The 23447-nt window shown below is 66.1% G+C and carries 16 protein-coding genes; 12 read left to right on the forward strand and 4 right to left on the reverse strand.

Annotation, left to right across the window (positions count from 1 at the left end; translation table 11 throughout):
* Positions 1–148: 148 nt before the first annotated feature.
* On the reverse strand, positions 149–3682 hold the full coding sequence (locus ACWDTF_RS20480) for an indolepyruvate ferredoxin oxidoreductase family protein (protein WP_449754959.1): 3534 nt from the start codon (positions 3680–3682) through the stop codon (positions 149–151).
* 738 nt (positions 3683–4420) lie between these two features.
* Here ACWDTF_RS20480 and ACWDTF_RS20485 point away from each other — a divergent pair.
* From ACWDTF_RS20485 to ACWDTF_RS20540, 12 genes are all read left to right on the forward strand, one after another.
* Complete coding sequence (locus ACWDTF_RS20485; RefSeq protein ID WP_240856352.1) at positions 4421–5998, forward strand: carboxyl transferase domain-containing protein; 1578 nt, start codon at positions 4421–4423, stop codon at positions 5996–5998.
* 4 nt (positions 5999–6002) lie between these two features.
* Positions 6003–8054 carry an acetyl-CoA carboxylase biotin carboxylase subunit gene (locus ACWDTF_RS20490; protein ID WP_240856353.1) on the forward strand — a complete coding sequence of 684 codons (2052 nt, stop codon included), beginning with the start codon at positions 6003–6005 and terminating at the stop codon, positions 8052–8054.
* Entirely contained in the window at positions 8054–9199 is a 1146-nt protein-coding gene (locus tag ACWDTF_RS20495) for an acyl-CoA dehydrogenase family protein (protein WP_355275383.1), read from the forward strand. Before ACWDTF_RS20490 ends, ACWDTF_RS20495 begins: the two co-directional genes overlap by 1 nt.
* 86 nt (positions 9200–9285) lie before the next feature.
* Positions 9286–9771 (forward strand): MaoC family dehydratase, encoded by a 486-nt coding sequence (locus tag ACWDTF_RS20500; RefSeq protein WP_240856530.1) that lies wholly within the window; start codon positions 9286–9288, stop codon positions 9769–9771.
* Between the two features lie 2 nt (positions 9772–9773).
* Positions 9774–10652 carry an HpcH/HpaI aldolase/citrate lyase family protein gene (locus ACWDTF_RS20505; RefSeq protein WP_449754960.1) on the forward strand — a complete coding sequence of 293 codons (879 nt, stop codon included), beginning with the start codon at positions 9774–9776 and terminating at the stop codon, positions 10650–10652.
* A gap of 24 nt (positions 10653–10676) precedes the next feature.
* Positions 10677–12305: an AMP-binding protein gene (locus ACWDTF_RS20510; protein ID WP_449754961.1), complete on the forward strand. Its 1629-nt coding sequence runs from the start codon at positions 10677–10679 to the stop codon at positions 12303–12305.
* Positions 12306–12316: 11 nt separating this feature from the next.
* Positions 12317–14251: an acetoacetate--CoA ligase gene (locus tag ACWDTF_RS20515; protein ID WP_240856357.1), complete on the forward strand. Its 1935-nt coding sequence runs from the start codon at positions 12317–12319 to the stop codon at positions 14249–14251.
* Between the two features lie 95 nt (positions 14252–14346).
* Positions 14347–15462 carry a DUF5336 domain-containing protein gene (locus ACWDTF_RS20520; protein ID WP_240856358.1) on the forward strand — a complete coding sequence of 372 codons (1116 nt, stop codon included), beginning with the start codon at positions 14347–14349 and terminating at the stop codon, positions 15460–15462.
* A gap of 129 nt (positions 15463–15591) precedes the next feature.
* Positions 15592–17100: a cell division protein PerM gene (locus ACWDTF_RS20525; RefSeq protein ID WP_449754962.1), complete on the forward strand. Its 1509-nt coding sequence runs from the start codon at positions 15592–15594 to the stop codon at positions 17098–17100.
* A 277-nt stretch (positions 17101–17377) separates the two neighbouring features.
* On the forward strand, positions 17378–17959 hold the full coding sequence (gene purN, locus ACWDTF_RS20530) for a phosphoribosylglycinamide formyltransferase (protein WP_449754982.1): 582 nt from the start codon (positions 17378–17380) through the stop codon (positions 17957–17959).
* A complete protein-coding gene (purH, locus tag ACWDTF_RS20535; RefSeq protein ID WP_449754963.1) occupies positions 17956–19527 on the forward strand; it encodes a bifunctional phosphoribosylaminoimidazolecarboxamide formyltransferase/IMP cyclohydrolase in 1572 nt (523 codons plus the stop codon). The genes purN and purH overlap by 4 nt, the downstream gene beginning before the upstream one ends.
* Positions 19514–20257 (forward strand): sulfite exporter TauE/SafE family protein, encoded by a 744-nt coding sequence (locus ACWDTF_RS20540; protein WP_449754983.1) that lies wholly within the window; start codon positions 19514–19516, stop codon positions 20255–20257. The genes purH and ACWDTF_RS20540 overlap by 14 nt, the downstream gene beginning before the upstream one ends.
* Before the next feature lie 7 nt (positions 20258–20264).
* Here the strand turns inward: ACWDTF_RS20540 and ACWDTF_RS20545 are convergent, their stop codons facing one another.
* From ACWDTF_RS20545 to ACWDTF_RS20555, 3 genes are read right to left on the reverse strand one after another with little or no spacing between them, the layout of a single operon-like run.
* Positions 20265–21338: an ABC transporter substrate-binding protein gene (locus tag ACWDTF_RS20545; protein ID WP_240856361.1), complete on the reverse strand. Its 1074-nt coding sequence runs from the start codon at positions 21336–21338 to the stop codon at positions 20265–20267.
* Between the two features lie 25 nt (positions 21339–21363).
* The gene (locus ACWDTF_RS20550; protein ID WP_240856362.1) at positions 21364–22302 is read right to left on the reverse strand and encodes a TauD/TfdA dioxygenase family protein; all 939 of its coding nucleotides are present in this window, start codon (positions 22300–22302) and stop codon (positions 21364–21366) included.
* 44 nt (positions 22303–22346) lie between these two features.
* Positions 22347–23300, reverse strand: coding sequence for a TauD/TfdA dioxygenase family protein (locus ACWDTF_RS20555; RefSeq protein ID WP_355279666.1), 954 nt, complete (start codon positions 23298–23300; stop codon positions 22347–22349).
* Positions 23301–23447 lie beyond the last annotated feature (147 nt).

The following is a 23447-nucleotide window of genomic DNA, read 5'->3' on the forward strand; positions in this document are numbered from 1 at the left end:
AAAACCGGGAAACCCTACGACGAAACCACCGCCTGGGCACACCGCAACGACCAAGCCGCTTGACAACTTGGACCCCTGGGATGTCTTCGAGGCTCGCAAGCTCGCACCTCAGCCGGCGGAGGGGGCTTTGTCGGTCTCCACTCGACCGTCAGATACCCAATTCACCTCGCATGCGCGACAACTCGCGATGATACTGCTCGACGTTGCGCATCTTGATGTTCTCGTAGCCGCGGACCATGTCGGGCAGGTCGGCGACAGCGACCAACCGCTCCGCGTCGATCCTGCCGGAGTCGATCGCAGCGAGCATCGACTCGACGAGCTCCCGGTACTCGACGATGAGTGCGCGCTCGGTCCGTCGGATCTCGGTGCGGCCGAACGGGTCCAGCGCGGTGCCTCGCAACCGCTTCATCCGGGCCAACCCCGACATCGGGCGCGTGCTCCACGCGCCCAGCGACATCTTCTCCTTCTTCCCGAGCGCACGCAGCGTCGGCGGATGCAGCCGAACCGCGACCTTGGCGTCGTCCCCGAACTGCTCGGCGACCTGTGACGAGAAGTCCGGGTCAGCGGTCAGGCGCGCCACCTCGTACTCGTCCTTGTAGGCCATCAACTTGTACAGGTTGCGGGCAATCGCATCGGTCAGGCCGGCGTCACCGGCCTCGGTGTGCACTCGCCGGACCACGTCGAGATATTCACGGGCATAACGCTCGTCGGCGTAGGCGGTGAGTTCGTCGTACCGGATCGCGACAGTCCGCGCGAGGTCGCCGGTGATGCCGACCGCATCGACGGCACGCCGTGCAGCGTCACCAGGCTCGGTACCAGCATCGTCGCGGCCGTGCAGCGCGTCGAGGACCGCGGTCACCGCATCGGGGTCGGCGACCACCTGGCGGCCACGTCGGAACGCCTGCGTGTTCGCCGACACCGCAACACCGTTGAGTTCGATCGCGCGTTCGATCGACTCGGCCGAGATCGACAGCGCCCCGGTCTGATACGCAGCCCCGACCATCAGCATGCTCGCGTACTGCTCGTCGCCGAACAGGGCGGTCGAGACGGCGCCGGAATCCAGGTAGACGGCCCGCGCGACCCGCGAGTCGATGGCCGAATGCACTTGTGCGGCTGCGGGAAAACCGACGGTCGTGTCGATGACCATGAGTCCCGTCGGGATCTGCGTCGTCGAGACCACCGCGACCGTCTTCTCGGCCGCGGCCACCTTCAGGTTGACCGGGTCGGTGCCGACCAGCGGGTCGCAGACCAGGTAGAGGTCGCAGTCGTCGGAGGCCACCTTCGCGGCCTGCTCGGCCGGATGTGACGACACCTTGACGTCGCTGACCACCGCGCCGCCCTTTTGGGCGAGACCGGTCATGTCCACGGTTCTCGCCCACCGACCGTCGAGCACGGCCGCCGTCGCGAGCACCTGCGACACCGTCACCACACCGGTTCCGCCGATGCCGGTCACGCGCAACGAGAAGGTGTCCCGCATTGCACGCAACATCGGTGTCGGAACATCCGACGCCGGAATGTCCTGCGCCCGAACCGGTTGCCGCTTGGTTCCGGGAGTGACGGTGACAAACGACGGGCAGTCGCCTTTCAGGCACGAGAGATCGAGGTTGCACGAGCTCTGATCGATGCGTGTCTTGCGCCCGAACTCCGTCGACACCGGATGGACCGACAGGCAATTCGACTTCTCGCCGCAGTCGCCGCATCCCTCGCAGATTCGCTCGTTGATCATCACCCGCGTCTTCGGGGTTTCCATCGTGCCCCGCTTGCGCTTACGGCGCTTCTCCGCTGCGCAATGCTGATCGTGGATCAACACGGTGACGCCGGGAACAGCGGCCAATTCGGTTTGGACGTCCAGCATCTCGTCGCGGTGGCGTACCTCGACCGTCGACGGTAGCCGCAGTGAACGTGTCCGATGCGGATCGTCGGAGGTCACGACGACGCGTTTGACCCCCTCGTCGATCAGCAACGACGTGAGGCGTGGGAGGCTCATCGCGCCGACCGGATCCTGGCCGCCGGTCATCGCGACCGTCCCGTTGTAGAGGAGTTTGTAGGTCACGTTCTCGCCCGAGGCGACTGCTGCTCGCAACGCGAGCGAACCGGAATGCATGAAAGTTCCGTCGCCGACGTTCTGAACGAAATGGTCGGCGGTCACGAACGGTGCCATGCCCAGCCATTGCGCGCCCTCGCCACCCATCTGGGTGACACCGGCGACGTCGCCGACCTGCCGCGGATCCATCAGCAACACCATGGCGTGACAACCGATTCCGGCGCCGACCAAGGTGTCGGGCGACACCTTGGTGGAACTGTTGTGCGGACACCCGGAGCAGAAGTACGGGGTCCGCACCGCCAGCGGCAGTTCGATGCGAGTACCGCGGGCCGCCTTACGGTCGAGCCATGCATGCGCGGCGTCGACCCCGTGCCGCGCAAGGCGTCCGGCGAGACCGCGCGTGACGGAATCGACGTCGAGTTCACCGAAGCGGGAGAACAGTGTCGACCCATCCTCGTTGACCTTGCCGACGATGCGGGGTGCCCGAGGATGCCGGAAAAGGATGTCGCGCATCATCGTTTCGATGAAGTCGCGCTTCTCCTCGATGACGATCACCTCGTCGAGGTCGCCCCGGGCGGTGCCGAACATGAAACGATCGAGGATCTCGCGTTCGATCGGGTACACCATGCCGAGCTTGAGGATGCGGATGCCCAGGCGGCGGAGATCGTCGTCGGTGATACCCATGAGACGCAACGCTTCTCGAAGGTCGAGATAGGTCTTGCCGGCCGCCACGATGCCGATCCGATCGTCCGGGCTGGACACGACCACACGGTTGATGCCGTTGAGACGCGCGTACTCCAGGGCCCGTGGCAGCCGGGTGGTGAGCTGATTCTGTTCGAGCTCCATCAGATTCGCGCCCAGGAGGCGCCCGCTTGGGACGTGCGGACTACGCCCGAGATTGCCGTACACCGGGGTGATGCGTGCCGGATCGACGTCTGCGGTGGCGGCGCCGTCGGCGACATGCGCCGAGATCTTCATCGACGTCCACAGGCCGCTCACCCGGCTCATCATCGCGGCGTGCACGCCGAGGTCGAGGATGTCCTGCGAGTCGGCGGGGTAGAGGATCGGCATGTACAGATCGGCCAGCGCCATCTCCGACGCGCAGGGGACCGTCGAACTCTTGGCGCCCGGATCGTCACCGACGAGGGCCACGGCGCCGCCGTCGGGATGGGTGCCGATGAGGTTGGCGTGCCGGAGTGCGTCGGTCGCCCGGTCGAGCCCGGGAGCCTTCCCGTACCAGTAACCGACGACGCCATCGCGGTTGTCCGCGAGCGATCCCACCTGCGCGGCCAACTGCGACCCCATCACCGACGTCGCTGCGAGCTCCTCGTTGAGCCCGGGACGATGGACGATGTCGTACGGATCGAGGTACTCACGACGACGCGCGATCTCGAGGTCGTAGCCCGCGAGCGGTGAGCCCTCGTAGCCGGAGATGAAGGATGCGGTTCGTAGGTCTTGGCGGCGGTCGACGCGGGCCCGGTCGCGGACCATGCGCACCAATGCCTGGGTGCCGGTGAGGAAGATGGTGCCCGAATCGCGCGTATAGCGATCGTCGAGCGAGAAGCCGTCGTTGCCGTCTGCGCGCTGCTCTACCTGGGCTGATACGAGTTTGCGCGCGCGGTCGTCTGCGAGGGTCATGGGGTTACCTGGCCTTCATTGTGTCGGTCGCCGTTGGCCGGGGTGTGGCGTCGGGCGACGTGGTTGTACGGAACCCAGGGGTGGCGGGTTCCCCACCAATGTACGAGACGGAAGTGACCCGCGTCACGCTTGGCCGAGTGTGCTGATCCGCAGAGTTCGGTGACTAGCGCTCTGACCTGCGCGTAAGCGTCCGCCACCCCCCACCGCTCCCTGAGGTGTTCGAAGGGCAGGTGAACGGGCCACGTCAGCGAGCCACCGGGCCACTGAAAGTAGGGGAAGGTTCTTCCCCTGATTTCTGCCCCTGCTTGTTGAGTCGTCCGCGAGAAAATTCGCGGGGAGGACTCCAGGAGTAGGGGACGAGTTTCTTCCCCTATTTTTCGTGGATCATCGTCGCCTCGTCGCGCTCCACGGCCCTCTTCCCGCTGGGTACCGATATCCGACGGGCTGGCGTGGGCTCCGGCGGACTGACCGGCCGGCGCTGGGAGTCGGCTGTCTGAAGTGGTCGCCGTGACCTGTCCCCGAGGGCATAGTGCCCTCGGAGCGCACTGAGGAAGACTGATTCGGACGTCGTCGAAAGGGTTGTCTGATCAGTATGGATTTTGGTTCGGATTCCGGACGAAAAATCATACTGATCGCTGTCGGAGAGCCTCGTACTCGACTTTCGGCAGGTGGCTGACATCGACGGCCAAGTCGTGTACCGTCCTATTCAGTTAATGACCAGTAACTGAAAGGTCAATGATGACCACAACGGTCGAGGGGTTCCGAACCGCGCACGAGCAGAACCTCGACGTGCTGCGTCAACGGCTGACGACCGTCGCCGCCGGCGGAGGCGAGAAAGCGCGTGCCCGTCACGAATCGCGCGGAAAGCTGCTGCCTCGCGATCGCGTCGACGGCCTGCTCGACGTCGGGTCACCGTTCATCGAGGTCGGGCCGCTCGCCGCCTGGGGGATGTACGACGACAAGGCGCCCGCCGCGGGTGTGATCGCCGGCGTCGGACGCGTGGCCGGCCGGGAATGCATGATCGTCGCCAACGACGCGACGGTCTCCGGCGGCACCTACTACCCGGTCACCGTCAAGAAGCACCTGCGGGCGCAGGAGATCGCGGCGGCCAATCGGCTGCCGTGCATCTACCTCGTCGACTCCGGCGGCGCGATGCTGCTGCAGCAGGACGAGGTGTTCCCCGATCGCGAGCACTTCGGACGCATCTTCTACAACCAGGCGACCATGAGCGCCGCGGGCATCCCGCAGATCTCTGCGGTGCTCGGGTCGTCGACCGCGGGCGGCGCCTACGTCCCGGCGATGAGCGACGAAACGGTGATCGTCCGCAACCAGGGCACGATCTTCTTGGCCGGCCCACCCCTGGTGAAAGCGGCCACCGGCGAGGACGTGACCGCCGAAGAACTCGGTGGTGGTGCCATGCACTCGTCGGTCTCCGGTGTCACCGACCACCTCGTCGACAACGATCAGCAGGCCCTCGCCAAGGTCCGCGACATCGTGGCCACCCTCGGGCCGCGCGCCGCGCCGCAGTGGGACACGGTCGCGCCGCGCGAACCGCTGGCGCCTCAGACCAACCTCTACGACGTGGTGCCCACCGACCCGCGCACTCCGTACGACGTCCGCGAGGTCATCCGGATCATCAGCGACGCAGGTGAATTCAGCGAGTTCAAGGAGAACTACGGAACCACGCTGGTCACCGCTTTCGCTCATGTGCACGGCCATCCCGTCGGCTTTGTCGCCAACAATGGGGTGTTGTTCAGTGAATCCGCGCTCAAGGGAGCGCATTTCATCGAGTTGTGCGATCAGCGTCGGATTCCGCTGGTATTCCTGCAGAACATCACCGGTTTCATGGTCGGACGCGCCTACGAGGAGGGCGGCATCGCCAAGAACGGGGCCAAGATGGTCAACGCGGTTGCCTGCGCCCGGGTGCCCAAACTCACCGTCATGGTGGGCGGCTCCTTCGGAGCCGGCAACTACTCCATGTGTGGTCGCGCGTATTCGCCCCGCTTCCTGTGGATGTGGCCCAACGCCCGCATCTCGGTGATGGGCGGCCCGCAAGCCGCCGACACCCTGGCGACGGTGCGTCGCAATCAGATCGAGCGGTCGGGACAGGAGTGGGCCAGCCACGAGGAGGAGGCCTTCAAATCGCCCATCCGCGAACAGTTCGAGCGGCAGTCCGATGCCTACTATTCCACCGCCCGACTGTGGGACGATGGGATCATCGATCCCGCGGACACCCGAACCATGCTCGGATTGGCCTTGGAGACTTGCCGATACGCGCCCCTAGCAGATGCCAACTACGGCGTCTTCCGGATGTGATGACATGACCGACACGATCAGGCCCATTCGCAGTGTGCTCGTCGCCAACCGAGGCGAAATCGCATGCCGAGTCATCGACACCCTGCGGCGTTTGGGGATCCGAAGCATCGCGATCTACTCCGACGCCGACGCGAACGCACGTCACGTTCGCGAGGCCGATGTTGCCGTGCACATCGGACCCGCCGCCGCCACCCAGAGCTATCTCGACATCGCCAAGGTGGTCGACGCGGCGCGGCAGACCGGTGCCGACGCAGTGCACCCCGGATACGGATTCCTTTCGGAGAACCAGAAATTCGCGGCCGCGCTCGCCGAGGCGGGCATCGTCTTCATCGGCCCGCCTGCCCAGGCGATCGCGACGATGGGTGACAAGATCACCGCTCGCGCCGCCGTCACCGAGCGGAATGTGCCCGTGGTGCCCGGTATCTCGCGTCCCGGGCTCTCCGACGACGACTTGATCTCGGCGGCCCCCGACATCGGGTTCCCGGTGCTGATCAAGCCCAGCGCGGGCGGCGGTGGCAAGGGTATGCACCGTGTCGAGGACGCGGCCGGGTTGCCCGATGCGCTGACGCGCGCCCGTCGGGAGGCGTCGTCGGCCTTCGGTGACGACACCCTGTTCCTCGAACACTTCGTGGACACCCCACGCCACATCGAGGTGCAGGTGCTCGCCGATACCCACGGCAACGTCATCCACCTCGGCGAACGCGAATGCTCACTGCAACGCCGACATCAGAAGGTCATCGAGGAGGCGCCGTCGGCGCTGCTCGACGAGGCCACCCGCGCGCGAATCGGGGACGCGGCCTGCGACGCCGCCCGCAGCGTCGGCTACACCGGGGCCGGCACGGTCGAGTTCATCGTCTCGGCGCACCGCCCCGACCAGTTCTTCTTCATGGAGATGAACACCCGTCTGCAGGTCGAGCATCCGGTGACCGAGCTGGTGACCGGCGTCGACCTGGTGGAGCAACAGATTCGGGTCGCGCGTGGCGAGGTGCTCGCCCTCACCCAGGACGACGTCGTGTTGCGCGGTCACGCCATCGAGGCTCGCGTGTATGCCGAGGATCCGGCGAACGGCTTTCTGCCCACGGGCGGACGCATCGACTTCCTCGTCGAGCCGGACAGCCTGCCGGGCAACGGAATCCGAGTGGACTCCGCGATGCTTCCGGGTCTGGTCGTGGGCAGTGACTACGATCCCATGCTGGCCAAGGTCATCGCGCATGGTGCCGACCGCGAAGAAGCACTCGAACGCCTCGACCACGCGCTCGCCCACACCCGGGTGCTGGGCGTGGTCACCAACATCGACTTCTGCCGCCACGTCTTGGCTCAGCAGGCCGTGATCGATGCCGACCTCGACACCGAACTCCTCGACCGACTCGTCGTGGACTACCGGGCTCCGGCACCCGTCCCGGAAGCACTCGCTCTGGCAGGCATGGCGCGTATCGGAGTTCGTGATCGCAGTGACGTGTGGGAGTCCGCCGTGGGTTGGCGGGTCGGCGGTAAGGCGCCGGTGACCATGCGATTGGTCAGTGGCGGAGAACATTTCACCGTTTCGATCCGGGTCGACGAGACCGGCCATCGCACGCTCACCGGAATGGCGACGGTGACCACAGAAGGCGAGACGCCGGCGCCGAGTAGTGCTGCAGAGTGGAGCGCTGCGGTCGGCTACCTGCCCGAGACCGGACGCTTGATCGTCGACGGGATCAGCCAGTCGTGGTCGTCGGCGCTCATCGGCGACACGTGGTGGGTGGCCGGCCCGCACGGCACGTGGCAACTCGAGGTGGCACGCCCCATCCTCGACGAGGCGGCCGACGACAACGCCGGCGAGATCGTCAGCCCCATGCCCGGAACGGTGGTGGCCGTTCCGGTTACCGACGGCGAGACCGTCAGCCAGGGCAGCCCGGTCGTCGTCGTGGAAGCGATGAAGATGGAGCACTCGCTCACCGCCGCGGTGGACGGTTCCGTGTCGTTGACGGTCAAAGTCGGCGACAAGGTGTCCGCCGGGCAGGTGCTCGCACAGATTCAGACAGAAGCCGCCGATAACGCTGCTCCCGAGGAGAACTGATGGAACTGACGCAGGAATACACCGACCTCATCGCGACCGTGCGCGACTTCGCGCAATCGGTGGTCGCGCCGGTTGCGGCCAAACACGATGCCGAACACAGCTTTCCGTACGAGGTGGTCGCGCAGATGGGCCAGATGGGCCTGTTCGGACTGCCGTTCGACGAAGAGTACGGCGGCATGGGCGGCGACTACTTCGCTCTCGCCCTGGCGCTGGAAGAACTCGGGAAGGTGGACCAGTCGGTCGCCATCACCCTGGAAGCGGGTGTGAGTCTCGGCGCCATGCCGATCTACCGCTTCGGAACCGAGGAGCAGAAGCAGACCTATCTGCCCGATCTCACCGCAGGTCGGGCGTTGGCGGGCTTCGGCCTCACCGAACCGGGCGCCGGTTCCGACGCCGGGGCGACCGCCACCACCGCCAAGGACGACGGCGACTCGTGGATCATCAACGGCGCCAAGCAGTTCATCACCAACTCCGGGACCGACATCACCTCGCTCGTGACCGTCACCGCGGTCACCGGCACTCGCGAGAACGGCCGCAAGGAGATCTCCACGATCATCGTGCCGTCTGGCACCGAGGGGTTTGTGGCCGAGCCCGCCTACAACAAGGTGGGCTGGAATGCGTCCGACACACACCCGCTGAGTTTTTCCGATGTGCGTGTGCCCAAGGAGAATCTGCTGGGCACTCAGGGCCGCGGCTACGCCAACTTCCTGTCGATCCTCGACGAGGGGCGCATCGCGATCGCGGCGTTGGCCACCGGGGCGGCGCAGGGCTGCGTCGACGAAAGCGTGAAGTACGCCAGGCAACGTCAGTCCTTCGGCAAGCCGATCGGCCAGTACCAGTCGGTCTCGTTCGCGATCGCGCGCATGGAGGCCCGCGCGCACGTGGCTCGCACGGCCTACTACGACGCGGCGGCGAAGATGCTGGCGGGCAAGCCCTTCAAGAAGGAGGCGTCGATCGCCAAGATGATCGCCAGCGAGGCAGCGATGGACAACGCCCGCATGGCGACCCAGATCCACGGCGGCTACGGCTTCATGAACGAGTATCCGGTCGCACGGCACTACCGCGATTCCAAGATCCTGGAAGTCGGCGAGGGCACCACCGAAGTGCAACTCATGCTGATCGCGCGGGAGTTGGGATTCGCATGAGCGAGCGAAGCGACGTGGGATTGCCGCTGAGCGAGCGAAGCGACGTGGGATTGCCGCTGAGCGAGCGAAGCGACGTGGGATTGCCGCTGAGCGAGCCGCAGCGCGTCGTGCAGCGTGGGCTCTGGTTCGAGGAGTTCACCGAGAGCACCATCTACGAGCATCGCCCCGGACGGACCGTCACCGAGGCCGACAATGTGCTGTTCACGACGCTGACGATGAACACCCAGGCCTTGCACCTCGACGCGGCGTGGTCGGCGCAGCAGCCCGGCTTCGGCGGGCAGCGTCTGATCAACTCGATGTTCACCTTGTCGACGATCGTCGGGCTGTCGGTGTCGCAGCTGACCCAGGGCACGCTGGTGGCCAACCTCGGCTTCTCCGAGGTGGCCTTTCCCGCGCCTCTCTTTGCAGGTGACACGCTCTACGCCGAGACCGAATGCACCTCTAAGCGCGAATCGCGTTCGCGACCCGGGGAGGGCGTGGTGAACTTGACGCACATAGGACGCAATCAGCACGGCGAGGTCGTCGCGCGGGCGCAGCGGGCCACGCTGGTGCGGAAAAGGCCGACGCAATGACGATGAACTTCACGAATCGACAACTGGCGAACCCGTGGTTGCCGCCCGGGCCCGCGTTGCTGTTTTGTCCGGCCGACCGACCCGACCGCTACGAGAAGGCGCTCGAACGGGCCGACGTGGTGATTCTCGATCTCGAGGATGCGGTGGCACCGGACCGCCGGGCGGATGCCCGCGAGGCGCTGGTGGCCAACCCCATCGATCCGGATCGCACCATCGTGCGCATCAACCCGGCCGGCACCGGCGACTATCGGCGTGACCTGGCCGCGGTGGCCGAGACCAACTATCGCGTTGTCATGCAGGCCAAGGCCGAGGACATTGCGTCGATCGTCGACACCGCGCTGCAGACCATCGCGTTGATCGAGACACCGCTGGGGGCGACCCGCGCCCACGAGATCGCCGAAGTGGTGAACTGCGTCGGATTGATGTGGGGAGCCGAGGATCTGGTCGCCGGGCTGGGCGGTAAGTCGAGTCGATTCGGGCCCGACGAGAAGCACCCCGGCCAGTACCGAGACGTCGCCCGCTGGGTTCGTTCGTCGACCCGGATCGCGGCGGCGGCGCACGGGAAATTCGCCGTCGACTCGGTCCACCTGGACATCAACGACACCGAGGGGCTCATCGACGAGGTGCGGGATGCGGTGGCCCTCGGGTACAGCGCCACTGCCTGCATCCACCCATCCCAGGTTCCCTACATCCGTGACGGCTATCGACCCGCGGGCGACGAGGTCACCTGGGCCCAACGCGTGGTCGACGAATCGACTGCGCGCGGTGGTGGGGTCTTCAGCCTCGAAGGCCAGATGATCGACGGTCCGGTGTTGCGTCAGGCCGAGATGGTGCTCACCAGAGTGGCTGCCGCCAAAGAAGTTTCGAACAACGACGAGTGAGTCGGGGAGAACCGGAGCACAACCATGACCGAAAAGGCTTACGCGCGAGGTGAAGACACACCCGCGCTGCTCACCGAGACCATCGGTGCCACACTCGCTCGCACCGTCGAGGCACATCCGGACAACCTCGCGCTGATCGACGCGGCGGCGGATCTCCGGTGGACCTACCGCGAATTCCGCCACGGCGTGCGCGCTCTTGCGGCGGGTTTGCTGCGCATGGGTGTCGGAGTCGGCGATCGGGTGGGCGTGTGGGCGCCCAACCGATACGAGTGGGTGTTCACCCAATACGCGACGGCAGAGATCGGCGCGATCCTGGTCAACATCAATCCGGCGTATCGCCAGACCGAGGTCGAGTACGCACTGGCCCAGTCGGAGATCAGCGTGGTGATCGCTGCCGAACGGTTCAAGGATTCGGCGTATGCGACCATGCTCGACGAGGCTCGGGCGAAATGTCCCGATCTTCGTGAGGTGGTGCTGTTCGAGTCGGCGCGCTGGGAGGAACTCATCGCGGAACCGAGCGAGGACGAACTGGCCCGGGTGGCGGAGATCGCTGCTTCGCTGTCGCCCGACGACCCGATCAACATCCAGTACACCTCGGGCACAACGGGATTCCCCAAGGGTGCCACCCTCACTCACCGCAACATCAGCAACAACGGGTACCTGGTGGGTGAGCTGCTGAACTACACCGACGCCGACCGGATCTGCATCCCGGTGCCGTTCTACCACTGCTTCGGCATGGTGATGGGCAACCTCGCGGCCACCAGTCACGGTGCGGCGATGGTGATTCCGGCACCGGCCTTCGATCCGGAGGCCACGCTGCGGGCCGTCGCCGACTACAAGTGCACGAGTCTCTACGGCGTGCCGACGATGTTCATTGCCGAACTGGCGCTGCTCGATTCGGGCGCCGAGTTCGATCTGTCCAGTCTGCGGACCGGCATCATGGCCGGTTCGCCGTGCCCGGAACATGTGATGCGGCAGGTGATCGACCGGATGAACATGTCGGAGGTGTCGATCTGTTACGGCATGACCGAGACGTCGCCGGTGTCCACGCAGACCCGCGTCGACGATCCGCTGGAATTGCGGGTGACGACGGTCGGACGCGTCGGTCCGCACCTGGAGATCAAGGTGATCGATCCCGTCACCGGCGAGACCCTGGATCGGGGCGAGACCGGAGAGTTCTGCACCCGTGGTTACAGCGTCATGCAGGGCTACTGGAACAACCCGGAGAAGACTGCGGAGGCAATTGATTCCGAGGGTTGGATGCACACGGGTGATCTGGCGGTGATGGCGCGCAATGGGTATGCCGCCATCACCGGGCGGATCAAGGACATGGTGATCCGCGGCGGTGAGAACATCTACCCGCGCGAGATCGAGGAGTTCCTCTACACCCACCCCGACATCCTCGACGCCCAGGTGATCGGAGTTCCCGACGACAAGTACGGCGAAGAACTGATGGCGTGGGTACGCCTGCGTGAACCGGCCACCGATCTCACCGCCGACGACGTGCGCGACTTCGCCGACGGCAAGATCGCGCGTCACAAGATCCCGCGTTATGTCCACGTGGTGAAGGAATTCCCGATGACCGTCACCGGCAAGGTGCGCAAGGTCGCGATGCGTGAAGAGGCGATCGAACTGCTCGGGCAAGATCTGTGAGCTCATCGGACATGGACGAGTTCCGAACCCATCTGCGCGACAACGGCATCGACGTAGGCGACACCTACGAGGCGTTGTGGCAGTGGTCGGTCGATCAGCCCGCGGAGTTCTGGCGCTCGCTGTGGCAGTTCTACGATCTCGACGTCATCGCCGAGAAACCGCTTGCCGAGGGCGCCGACGCGGTGCTGGCGAATTCCGAGATGCCCGGAGCCCGTTGGTTTCCCGACATCCGCCTCAACTATGTGGATCAGATCCTGCGGCATTCGGGCCTGCCGGGTGCGGCGATCGTCGGGATCGACGAGACCGGTGCCCGCTCCGAGATCTCTTGGGCCGAGCTGGGTTCGGCGGTCGCAGGGCTCGCCGCGACCCTCCGTGATCTCGGCGTCGGAGAGGGCGACGTGGTCGCAGCCTATCTGCCACACATTCCGGAGGCGGTGGTCGCCTTCCTGGCGACCGCGAGTCTCGGCGCCATCTGGTCGGGCTGCGGTCAGGACTACGCGCCGGTGGGTGCGGCCGGGCGTCTGGGGCAACTCGAACCGAAGGTGCTCTTCACCGCGGACGGCTACCGCTACAACGGTAAAGACATCGACAAGGCCGCCGACAGTGCGGAACTCGCATCGTTGCTGCCCGAGCTTCGTGCGCGGATCGTCGTCGGGGGTGGCGGGGATGATGCGGACGTGCTCGACTACCGCGACGCGGTGGCAGCAGGAGATCCGACGACCCTCCAACCGGTGAAAGTGGCCTTCGACCACCCGCTGTGGGTGTTGTTCAGCTCCGGCACCACCGGCCGGCCGAAAGGCATCGTGCACGGACACGGCGGTGTCGTCGTCGAACACCTGAAGGCCGCTGGGCTGCACGGTGGACTCGGGGCCGACGACGTGTTCCTGTGGCAGACCGCGCTGAGTTGGATGATGTGGAACTTCCAGATCGCGGGACTGCTCGTCGGATCGAAGATCGTGTGTTACAGCGGATCTCCGCTCTACCCAGATGCCGACCGACTGTGGCAGATCGTCGCCGACGAAAAGGTCACCTACTTCGGAACCAGCCCCGGCCAGCTGCAGGCGTCGCGCAAGGCCGGTCTGGTGCCCGGGCGCGACCATGATCTGTCCGCATTGCGCGCACTCGGCAGCACCGGGTCGTCGTTGGCGGGTGATCTGTTCACCTGGGTCGACGAGAACGTCAAGGCGGGTCTGCCGATCTCGTCGATCAGTGGCGGCACCGACGTGGTCACCGCTTTCGCGGGCGGCTCGGTGGGCGAACCGGTGGTCGCCGGCGAGTTGTCGGTGCGTTATCTCGGTGTGGCGCTGGAGAGTTGGGCCCCGGACGCAACGACGCGCGTCGGTGAGGTCGGCGAGATGGTGGTGACCGCCCCGATGCCGTCGATGCCCGTGGGATTCTGGCGCGACGACGACGGATCACGCTATCGCTCAGCCTATTTCGAGCACGTATGGGAAGGGTCGGGCCCGGACGGTCCGGTGTGGCGGCACGGCGACTGGGTGACCCTCACCGACCGCGGTTCTCTCGTCATCCACGGCCGCAGCGATGCGACGCTCAACCGGCAGGGCATTCGGATGGGTTCGGCCGACATCTACGAGGTGGTCGAAGGGCTCGACGAGATCGCCGAGGCGTTTGTCCTCGGTGTCGACGGCGAGGGCGGCACGTATTGGATGCCGCTGTTCGTCACCCTGGTGCCGGGCGCGACGCTCGACGATGCGCTGCGCGGTCGGATCGCGGCCGAGATCCGCCGTCGGCTGTCGCCGCGGCATGTGCCCGACGAGGTGATCGAGGCACCGGGCATCCCGCATACGCGTACCGGTAAGAAGCTGGAAGTTCCGGTCACCGCGATCCTGGCCGGTCACGACGAGGTGAACGTCGACCCGAAGGCCGTTGACGACTACTCCCTGATCGACTGGTACGCCGAACGAGGTCGCGAACACAGCTGGTGACACCACTGGTGACGGACGGCCGTGTCGCGTCGAGGTGCACCACCGGTAGCGTGTGCAACGACGGTTACAAGCTATCTGTGAGCAGGAGCGAACTCATGACCTATCAACCCGGGGGGTACGGGCAGCAGCCCGCGACCGGTCAAGACTATGGACAGCAGAGCGCTGCGGCGGGATATCCGCAGGCCACAGGGCAGTCGGGTGCCGCCGATCAGTCGGGTGCGCAGTCCTACGGGCAGCAGGGTTACGGCCAGCAGTCCTATGACCCGCAGTCCTATGGACAGCAAGGCTACGACCCGCAGAGCTATGGGCAGCAGGCCTACGGTCAGCAGGGTTACGGCTACGCCCAGCGTCCGCCGAGCCAGGGACTGCCGGCCATCACGCCGCTCATCGTGGCCGGGACCATCGGTCTGTTCGGCCTGGTGGTGCTGTTCTGCGGTTTCGCCACCGGTAGCAGCTACTCGAGCGAATACGTCGACGTGTCGTCGAAGGTCTGGGAGACCTACTTCGTCGTGCCGTATGCGCTGATCGTGACCGCAGGTTTCCTCGCGCTGCTGGCGCTGGTGCCCAAGCTCGACTTCCGGCCGGCGCCGCTGGTGGTTGCCCTGGCCTTGGCTGCGTCGTTCATCAGCGTCTTTCAGATCGCGACCAAGGAAGGTGAGACGGAGACCGGTGCCGGTGCGATCATCGTCATCGTCTTCTCGATCCTCATCGCGCTGATCGCCATCTTCTGGCTGGTCATCGAGGCCGGACTCATCAAGGTGGCGCCGGGTGCGACCGCTGCACCGGCTGCTGCCGCGACCGGCGCAACCGCGTACGGCACCGGCACAGCGGCACCGACCGCCGATGCGTCCGCGTACGGTGCAGCGACCGGTCAGGCCGACGCCTCCGCCACGGCGCAGAGTGCCGCCCAGCCCGCGCCGTCCGATTCGGCGACCAGCGCGTACGGCTCGACGGCCGGCCAGACCGGCCAGCCCGGCTACTCTCCGTCGGCGTACCCCGGTTACGGGTCGTCCTACGCCCAGCCCACCTATGGTTCCTACGGCCAGTCGCAGGCAGCGCCGGCCGGTGGATACTCGGCAGGGGAGGCGAGCGCCACTCCCGGCGCATCGGCATCCGAAGCCGGGGCGTCGGCGGCCGAGCCCGCCGGCCCCGCTGGCGACGAGCACTCGACCACGGTCTACAAGCGTCCGGAACCCCCGCAGAGCAGCTGACCTCTACGACCGCCGCCCCATCTGGACACGCTCCGGGTGGGGCGTCGTCGTGTGATCACACGCTCTTCTCAGCAGGGGTGCGGCGCGTCTGTCGCTCGGGCGTCGACGATCGTGCGACGCTCGTAACCGATGCCCACCTTCTCCCCGACGCAGACCACCGAGAACCTGGCGTCGCAGCTGCGCAGGCTGCGGCGATCCAATCGTGCCCAGCGGGTGGCCTCCGAAGGATCGGCGCGGGAACTGGTGCTGGTGGCGTTCGCGGTTCCCGCCGCGGCTCTCGTCGTGCTGGCGGTCGTGGTCCTCACCGTCCTGTTGATGGCCGGCAGTGGGCTGACCGGACTCGGCACCGCGGTCGCGTCGTGCTGGCTCGCGATTCACCAGGTGCCCGTCACGATCAGCGGTGTGACGATCGGGGTGCTGCCGCTGCTCCCGACCATCGTCGTGGCGGCTGCGACCGGCAGATTCGCCGCCGCGGCGGCCCGATCGCGCGACACCGTGTCCGAACTCCTCGCGGTGGTGGCGTCCGCGGTGGCCGGGCCCGTTCTGATCACCGCCATGTCGCTCGCGGTCGTCATGGACGGCACCACCGTCCTGCCGATCCAATCGCCCAACCCGTTGCTCGCCTTTGTGTACACCCTCCTCGTCCACGTGGCGGGTGCCGTGGGTGGTGTCGTCTGGTCGCGCCGCGGCGACCTGACCGTCCGATGGGGTATCTCGACCACCGACCGACGCGGTATTCGCATGGGTTTCGCGGCAGTGCTGCTCCCGCTGACCGTCTCCGGGGTGCTGGTCACCGTGCGGTTGGTGATGCGGCACTCCACACTCGGTGAACTCATCGAGACCGGCAACGGGTTCGACGGCTACGTCGGCCTGACGATGCTGTCGCTGATGTACCTGCCCAACCTGATGGTCGGCGCGCTCGCCGTGCTCGTCGGCTCCGACGCGCACGTCGGCACCGCCACCTTCGGTCTGTCCGCGGTGCACGGCGGTCCGGTACCGCCGCTGCCGGTGCTGGCTGCGCTGCCGGATCCGCCCGGTCTGGGACGTGCGGGACTCATCGGCTTTGTGGTGCCGCTCGCCATCGCCGGATTCGTCGCGTGGCGGTGCCGCGACCTCGACCCACGCGCCAACGTGCGGTCGGTCGGTGTCGCCGCGGCGGTCGCAGCGTCGATTGTCGCGGTGTTGACGTGGATGGCCGGTGGTCGGCTCGGAGAGTTCGGCGACGTCGGAATCAGCGTCACCTCGGCATGTGTGTACACACTCGGCTGGATCATGGTGGTCGGCATGCTGACGGCCGCGGTGTACGGCGTGTTGCCGTCGACCAAGGCGGCGCGGTCGCGCGTCGTCGACGACGAGGATGCGCTGCCCGACTGGGACGACGACGGTTTCGACGACGACTACGTGATCGTCACCGACGCGGAACTCGACGGGGAGACCGACGAATTCGAGTACGACGACGAAGATGCCGAGTATCAGGACGCTGAATCCGACGAGTACGACGACTTCGACGACTTCGACGAAGTCGAGGATGTGGACGACGAACCAGAGTCCGACGCACCCGTGAATCGTCTGGCCGACGACGACTTCGACGACGACGAGGCCTACGACCTCTACTCGGCGCCCGACCAGCGACCCTGACCCGGCGAGGTCGGTGCGCATGCGCTGACCTGGGCAAACGTGGGGTTGCCGTGCCGAAAAATCTAGGGGAAGAACTTCTTCCCCGGGGTTCACAGTCATCCGCCAGAAATTTCTGGGGGAGGACACCAAGGGTCGGGGAAGAAGTTTCCTCCCCTACTTTTGTCGGCGAGGTGTGCAGCCTACCCTGGCGCAAAGACGACCGTCCTCGGCGATTAGGCTCAGACGCGTGAGTTCCGGACCCATCGCAGCACCGAACGGGCGTGTGCCGATCGTGGTGATGGCATCGGGCACGGGGTCACTGCTCGAATCGTTGCTGGCCCGCACCGCCGATCCGGGCAGTGTGTTCGACGTCGTCGCAATCGTCGTCGACCGCGACTGCCGCGCGGCGCAGATTGCGGTCGAGAACCAGATCCCGCTCATCAGTTGCCGCCTCGCCGATCACGCGGATCGGAATGCCTGGGACCAAGCACTCACCGAGGCTGTCGCCGGCGCGGCGCCCGAGTGGGTGGTCACCGCGGGCTTCATGAAGATCCTCGGTCCGCGATTCCTGGCTCGCTTCGGCGGCCGGGTGGTCAACAGCCATCCCGCACTGCTGCCGTCGTTTCCCGGCGCCCATGGCGTTGCCGACGCATTGGCTTACGGGGTCAAGGTGACCGGCGCGACCGTGCACCTGGTGGACGACGGCGTCGACACCGGACCCATCCTGGCCCAACACGTGATCGACGTCCTCCCCGACGACGACGTCGACACCCTGCACGAACGAATAAAATCGGTCGAGCGTGTTCTGCTCGCCGACGTGGTGACGAGCGTTGTCACCCGAGGAGTAGTCATCGACGGACGAAAGGCCCACATTCCGTGAACGCGCAGCATCCCGACACCCGTCCCATCCGACGCGCACTGGTCAGCGTCTACGACAAGACCGGTCTGGTGGAGCTGGCGACCGCGCTGCATGAGGCAGGGGTGGAAATCGTCTCGACGGGGTCGACCGCCAAAACCATTGCCGCGACCGGCATCCCCGTCGTCGAGGTGTCCGAGGTGACCGGGTTCCCCGAATGCTTGGACGGCCGCGTGAAGACCTTGCACCCCAAGGTGCACGCCGGGTTGCTGGCCGACCTCCGCAAGGAGTCGCACATCACCCAGCTCGACGAATTGGGTGGCACCGCTTTCGATCTGCTGGTCGGCAACCTCTATCCGTTCACCGAGACCGTTGCCTCCGGTGCCGGCCCGGACGAGTGCATCGAACAGATCGACATCGGCGGACCGGCGATGGTCCGCAGCGCCGCCAAGAACCATCCGGTGGTGGCGGTGGTCGTCGATCCGGCCGACTACACGTCGCTCACCGACGCGCTGAGCGCGGGCGGTTTCACACTCGCGCAGCGACAGGCATTGGCCGCCAAGGCCTTCCGTCACGTCGCCGACTACGACGTGGCGGTTGCGGAGTGGATGTCCACCGTCGTGTCGCCGGCGCAGGAGAGTCCGGAGTTCCCGGAGTGGACGGGTGCGACGTGGTCGCGATCGGCAGTGCTGCGCTATGGCGAGAACCCGCATCAGGCGGCCGCCCTCTACATCGACAACGCGGGCAGCGGGGGCCTTGCGACCGCAGAGCAGTTGCACGGCAAGGAGATGAGCTACAACAACTACACCGACTCCGACGCCGCGTGGCGCAGCGCGCACGACTTCGACGCACCCGCCGTCGCAATCATCAAGCACGCCAACCCCTGTGGCATCGCCGTCGGCGCCGACATCGCCGAGGCGCACCGCAAGGCGCACGCCTGTGATCCGGTGAGTGCCTACGGTGGTGTCATCGCCGCAAACCGCGAGATCACCGTCGAGATGGCGGAGCAGGTGGCCGAGATCTTCACCGAGGTGATCATCGCCCCGGGCTTCGCCGACGGTGCACTGTCGGTGTTGACCCGCAAGAAGAACATTCGCGTCCTCGTCGCAGCGGCCCCGACCGATGGGGGCCTCGAGACCAAGCCGGTGTCCGGTGGACTGCTCGTGCAGCAGCGTGACGTCCTCGACGCCGATGGCGACAACCCGGCAAACTGGACTCTTGCAGCCGGTGACCCGGTGGACGCGGCGACGCTGGCTGATCTCGAATTTGCCTGGCGCGCATGCCGTTCGGTGAAGTCCAATGCGATCTTGCTGGCCAAGGGCGGCGCGTCGGTCGGCGTGGGAATGGGGCAGGTGAATCGCGTCGACTCCGCGCATCTCGCGGTCAAGCGTGCGGGCGACCGTGCCGAGGGAAGTGTTGGCGCGTCGGATGCGTTCTTCCCGTTCCCCGACGGTCTGCAGGTGCTGCTGGCTGCCGGCGTGAAAGCGGTTGTGCAGCCCGGCGGGTCGATCCGCGACAACGAGGTGATCGCGGCGGCGGCCGACGCCGGGGCGACGCTGTATCTCACCGGGGCACGGCATTTCGCTCACTGATCTCGCGCTGCTGGTCGTCGCCGGGTTCGGCGCCGGTCTGATCGGCTACATCACGGGGCTGGCCTCGGTGGTCAGCTATCCGGCGCTGTTGGCCGTCGGCCTGACCCCGATCGCCGCGAACGTGACCAACACCGTTGCCCTGGTGGCGGTCGGTGTGGGCAGCACCGCCCAATCCGGTCGTGCGTTGCTCGACGGCGATCGTCGTCAACTCGTCGGCGGTGCCATCGCGTCGCTGATCGGTGGTGTGGTGGGCGCGGTCTTGCTGTTGGTGACTCCGGCAGGTGCTTTCGAGGCGGTCGTGCCGTACCTGGTGGCGATCGCCGCCCTCGCGCTGCTCGTGCAGCCGGCACTTCGACGCCTGGCCACCAGCCATGCCGAGCGGCCGTCGGTGTTCCTGTTGGGCGTCACCGTGATCGGGATCTACGGCGGGTACTTCGGTGCGGGGGCAGGCATCATGATCCTCGCTCTGCTCCTGGTGGTCACCAGCGAACCGCTGTGGCGCGCAGCGCTGTCGAAATCGTTGTTTCTCGGCATCGCCAACACCGTGGCCACGATCGGGTTCATGATCTTCGGCCCGGTCCACTGGTGGGCGGCGCTGGCCATGGCGGTGGGTTGCCTGGCCGGCGGCTGGTGTGGTCCGCCGGTGGTCAAACGACTGCCCGCCGGGCCCCTCCGGATTGCGGTGGGGCTCGGCGGGCTCGGTCTCGCGGTGTGGCTGGCCCTGCGCTGAGAACAGTTCAGCGCTGCGGGGGAATGGGATTGCCGTTCTCGTCCGAGCCTGGGGGATAGGTGCCGTTCGCGTACGGGTTGAAACCGTTGGTGAACAGAGTCGCGACGTCGAGGCCTGGTTCGATCTGCCCGATCCGAACGCCCTCGTCGACCCAAACCTTGAACTCCTTCGGATCGATCACCCCGCCGGGCACCGGGATTCCCGCACTCTTCCACTGTGCGACGAACTTTGTGTTCTCGTTACGCCCACGCTTGTTGATGATCTCGGTGAGCTTGGCGACCACCTCCTCGCGAGGATGAAGCTGCGCCCACCGGACGGCTCGAGCGTAGCCCTGCACGAAATCGACGACAGCATCCTTGTTCTGTTCGATGAAGTCCTTGCGGAGGACGGTGGTCGAAATGGCCAGCGATCCGATGAGATCGGTGTCGCGGAACAGTTCGTGCAGCCCGCCTGCCTGCACTGCCACATCCTTGAAGATGGTGCCGAGATTGCCGATGTCGATCTGGCCGGAGCGCAGCGCCTGCTCGGTGTTGATGGGTGGCACCACGGTGAGGCCGACCTGCCGAATCTCGCCATCCGACAGCCCGTTTCGATGAAGCCAGGCGTTGATGACGTACTCGTGATAGGCGCCGAGGGTGTTGATCCCGACCTTCTTGCCGATGAAATCGCGAGGCGCCTTGATACCGCTGCCTTCCAGCGAGTAGTAGCCGGAGAACGTCTGCTGGTCGGAGCCCACATCCGAGATGACCGCGGTGATAGGTGAACCCGCCTGTTGGAGTTTGGCCACCGACCCGTTGAATGCGGCACCCACGTCGACCTGGTTGGTGGCGACGGACTGGATATCCTGCGGCCCACTCGTCGTGTCGCCGACCCACTTCAGTTTGATCTTGCTGAAATACCCCAGCGCGTCGGCCAATTCGTACCATCGAACCGCCGACGTCTGTCCCTGATACCGGATGACCACCTTGCCATCCTCGACCTGTGTCGCGTTGGGCGAGCAGGCGGTGACGACAGCCGCCGCCAAGGCGACGAGAGCGAGGAGGAACGCAGTTGCGCGGCGTGGACGCCAGGTGCGAGTCATGTTCGTATCTCCTGTCTCTGCCCGGTCAGTCACGCGCCACGAAGCGATCACCGGATACGGCCACCGATGGGCTGCCGTCGGGGCCAACGGGGACGTCACCCTCGATGGTTGTCCGGAACAGGGTCCGTCGAACGTCGAGGTGGTTGATGTCGCTGGGTGCCAGGTGTGCCGTGGCTCGGTTGTCCCAGACCGCGACACTGCCCGCACGCCAACGGAATCGAACCGTGTAGGCGGGGTTGGTCACCTCGTCGAACAGCAGATCGAGCAGGGCGTCGCTCTGGCGGCGCGAGTAGCCGATGATGCGGCTGGTGAACCCGGGTGTCACGAACAGGATCTTCTCCCCGGTCCGCGGATGGACCCGCACCACCGGGTGCTCGGCGACCAGCGGTGCGGAGGCCACCTTGCGCCCGTACTCGCTGGCGTCGGTGAACACCGGTTTGCGTCCTCCGAACCGATGTTCGGCGCGCAGTCCGTCGACGAGTTCCTTCAGCGACTCCGGCAGCCCCGCATATGCGGCAGCCAGATTCGTCCAACTGGTGTCGCCGCCACGCTCCGGTGCGACGTCGGCGCGCAGGATGGTCACCGCCGGTGGATTCACCAGCGGGGTGACATCGGTGTGCCATTCGCTGGTGTAGCTTGCGGCCTTGACCCCGAATTTGCGTTCGTACTCGCGGTTGTCGACGGTGAGGATCTGCGGGAACTCGGTGGGGGCGTCGTCGTCATAGGGGTGCGAGTCGGTCACCGCCCCGAAGATGCGCGAAAACGCGATCTGCGCAGCGTGATCGAGGTCGTGCTGATCCCGGAAGAACAGCACCTTGTGTGCGTGCAGTGCCGCGACGAGCGCGTCGGCGGTCTGCGGTGGCAGCTCGCGCGACAGGTCGATGCCGTCAACGTAGGCGCCGATGTTGCCTGCTGCGCGGTGCAATTCGAGATCGATGATGGTCGTGTCGTCTGTGATGGTCATGGTTGTCCGTTCGTGTTCGATGATGGGTTGGCAGGTAAGAAAACTCAGCGACGCGTCGACAAGAAGGGTTCGCCCGAGACGGAATTCGACTTTCGCCCATCGACTCCCACGGGTATGTCGCCCTCGACGGTGGTGCGATGCAACACCCGCACCACGTCGAGATGCCCGAGGTCGGTGGGGGCGAGGTGAATGGTCGCGCGGTTGTCCCACACGCCGACACTGTCGGGCGTCCAGGCGATCCGGACGGTGTAGGCGGGATTGGTGACCTCGTCGAACAGCAGGTCGAGGATGCGGTCGCTGCGCCGAGCGCTCAGTCCCACTATGCGGCTGGTGAATCCGGGGTTGACGTAGAGCAGTTTGCGGCCGGTCACCGGATGCACACGCACCACGGGGTGCTCGCTGATGATCGGTTTGTCCCGGGTGAGGCTCTCCGATTCCGATCCGTCGCTCCACTGGGGTGCCCGCCCGCCGAAACGGTTCTCGGCGTTGAGCCCTTCCAGGAATCGCTGCAGCGACGCAGGCAGATTGTCGTATGCGGCAGCGAGGTCGGCCCAGGTGGTGTCGCCACCGAACTCGGGTACCAGTTCCGCACGCAGGACTGTCACCGCCGGCGGATTGACCAGCGCGGTCACATCCTGGTGCCAGAAGCTGGCATAGCTGTACTGGCGCCCGCCCGCACGGCTCGCGTACGTCCGCGAGTCGACCTCGAGGATCTCCGGAAACCCGGCCGGCGACTTGTCGGTGTAGCCGAGCGGATGCGCACCGGTCACCGGGCCGAAGTACTCGGTGAAGCGGATCTGCTGGTCGTGATCGAGCCGTTGGTCGCGGAAGAACAGCACCTTGTGCTCGAAGAGTGCGTCCCGCAGCGCATCACCCACCTGGGCGGTGATGTCGTCCTTCAGGTCGATCCCGGATACCTCCGCTCCGAGGTAACCCGCGATGGGTTCGACGGTGAGCTGTGCGGTATCCGTCTGGCGGTTCTCGATGACTGAGGTCATGGTTGTTGTCTCCTGATCGGTGAGCCGTATCGGCGGTCTGGACTGCCGTTCTTCTCGACTATCGATCGGCGCCACACGGGCGCAAGGAGGGCATCCACATTGTGGAAACGAACGGCGATTCTCGGGCCAATCGGGTCGGAAAAGTTC

Source organism: Gordonia sp. NPDC003422 (genome assembly GCF_053588675.1).

Bases quoted from the DNA above. Each gene is read 5' to 3' on its own strand.
- ACWDTF_RS20550 (WP_240856362.1), bottom strand. From the start codon at position 22,302: ATGACCATCACAGACGACACGACCATCATCGATCTCGAATTGCACCGC.
- ACWDTF_RS20545 (WP_240856361.1), bottom strand. From the start codon at position 21,338: ATGACTCGCACCTGGCGTCCACGCCGCGCAACTGCGTTCCTCCTCGCT.
- ACWDTF_RS20510 (WP_449754961.1), top strand. From the start codon at position 10,677: ATGACCGAAAAGGCTTACGCGCGAGGTGAAGACACACCCGCGCTGCTC.
- ACWDTF_RS20490 (WP_240856353.1), top strand. From the start codon at position 6,003: ATGACCGACACGATCAGGCCCATTCGCAGTGTGCTCGTCGCCAACCGA.
- ACWDTF_RS20480 (WP_449754959.1), bottom strand. From the start codon at position 3,682: ATGACCCTCGCAGACGACCGCGCGCGCAAACTCGTATCAGCCCAGGTA.
- ACWDTF_RS20555 (WP_355279666.1), bottom strand. From the start codon at position 23,300: ATGACCTCAGTCATCGAGAACCGCCAGACGGATACCGCACAGCTCACC.
- purN (WP_449754982.1), top strand. From the start codon at position 17,378: ATGGCATCGGGCACGGGGTCACTGCTCGAATCGTTGCTGGCCCGCACC.
- ACWDTF_RS20505 (WP_449754960.1), top strand. From the start codon at position 9,774: ATGAACTTCACGAATCGACAACTGGCGAACCCGTGGTTGCCGCCCGGG.
- ACWDTF_RS20520 (WP_240856358.1), top strand. From the start codon at position 14,347: ATGACCTATCAACCCGGGGGGTACGGGCAGCAGCCCGCGACCGGTCAA.
- ACWDTF_RS20485 (WP_240856352.1), top strand. From the start codon at position 4,421: ATGACCACAACGGTCGAGGGGTTCCGAACCGCGCACGAGCAGAACCTC.
- ACWDTF_RS20495 (WP_355275383.1), top strand. From the start codon at position 8,054: ATGGAACTGACGCAGGAATACACCGACCTCATCGCGACCGTGCGCGAC.
- ACWDTF_RS20525 (WP_449754962.1), top strand. From the start codon at position 15,592: ATGCCCACCTTCTCCCCGACGCAGACCACCGAGAACCTGGCGTCGCAG.
- ACWDTF_RS20515 (WP_240856357.1), top strand. From the start codon at position 12,317: ATGGACGAGTTCCGAACCCATCTGCGCGACAACGGCATCGACGTAGGC.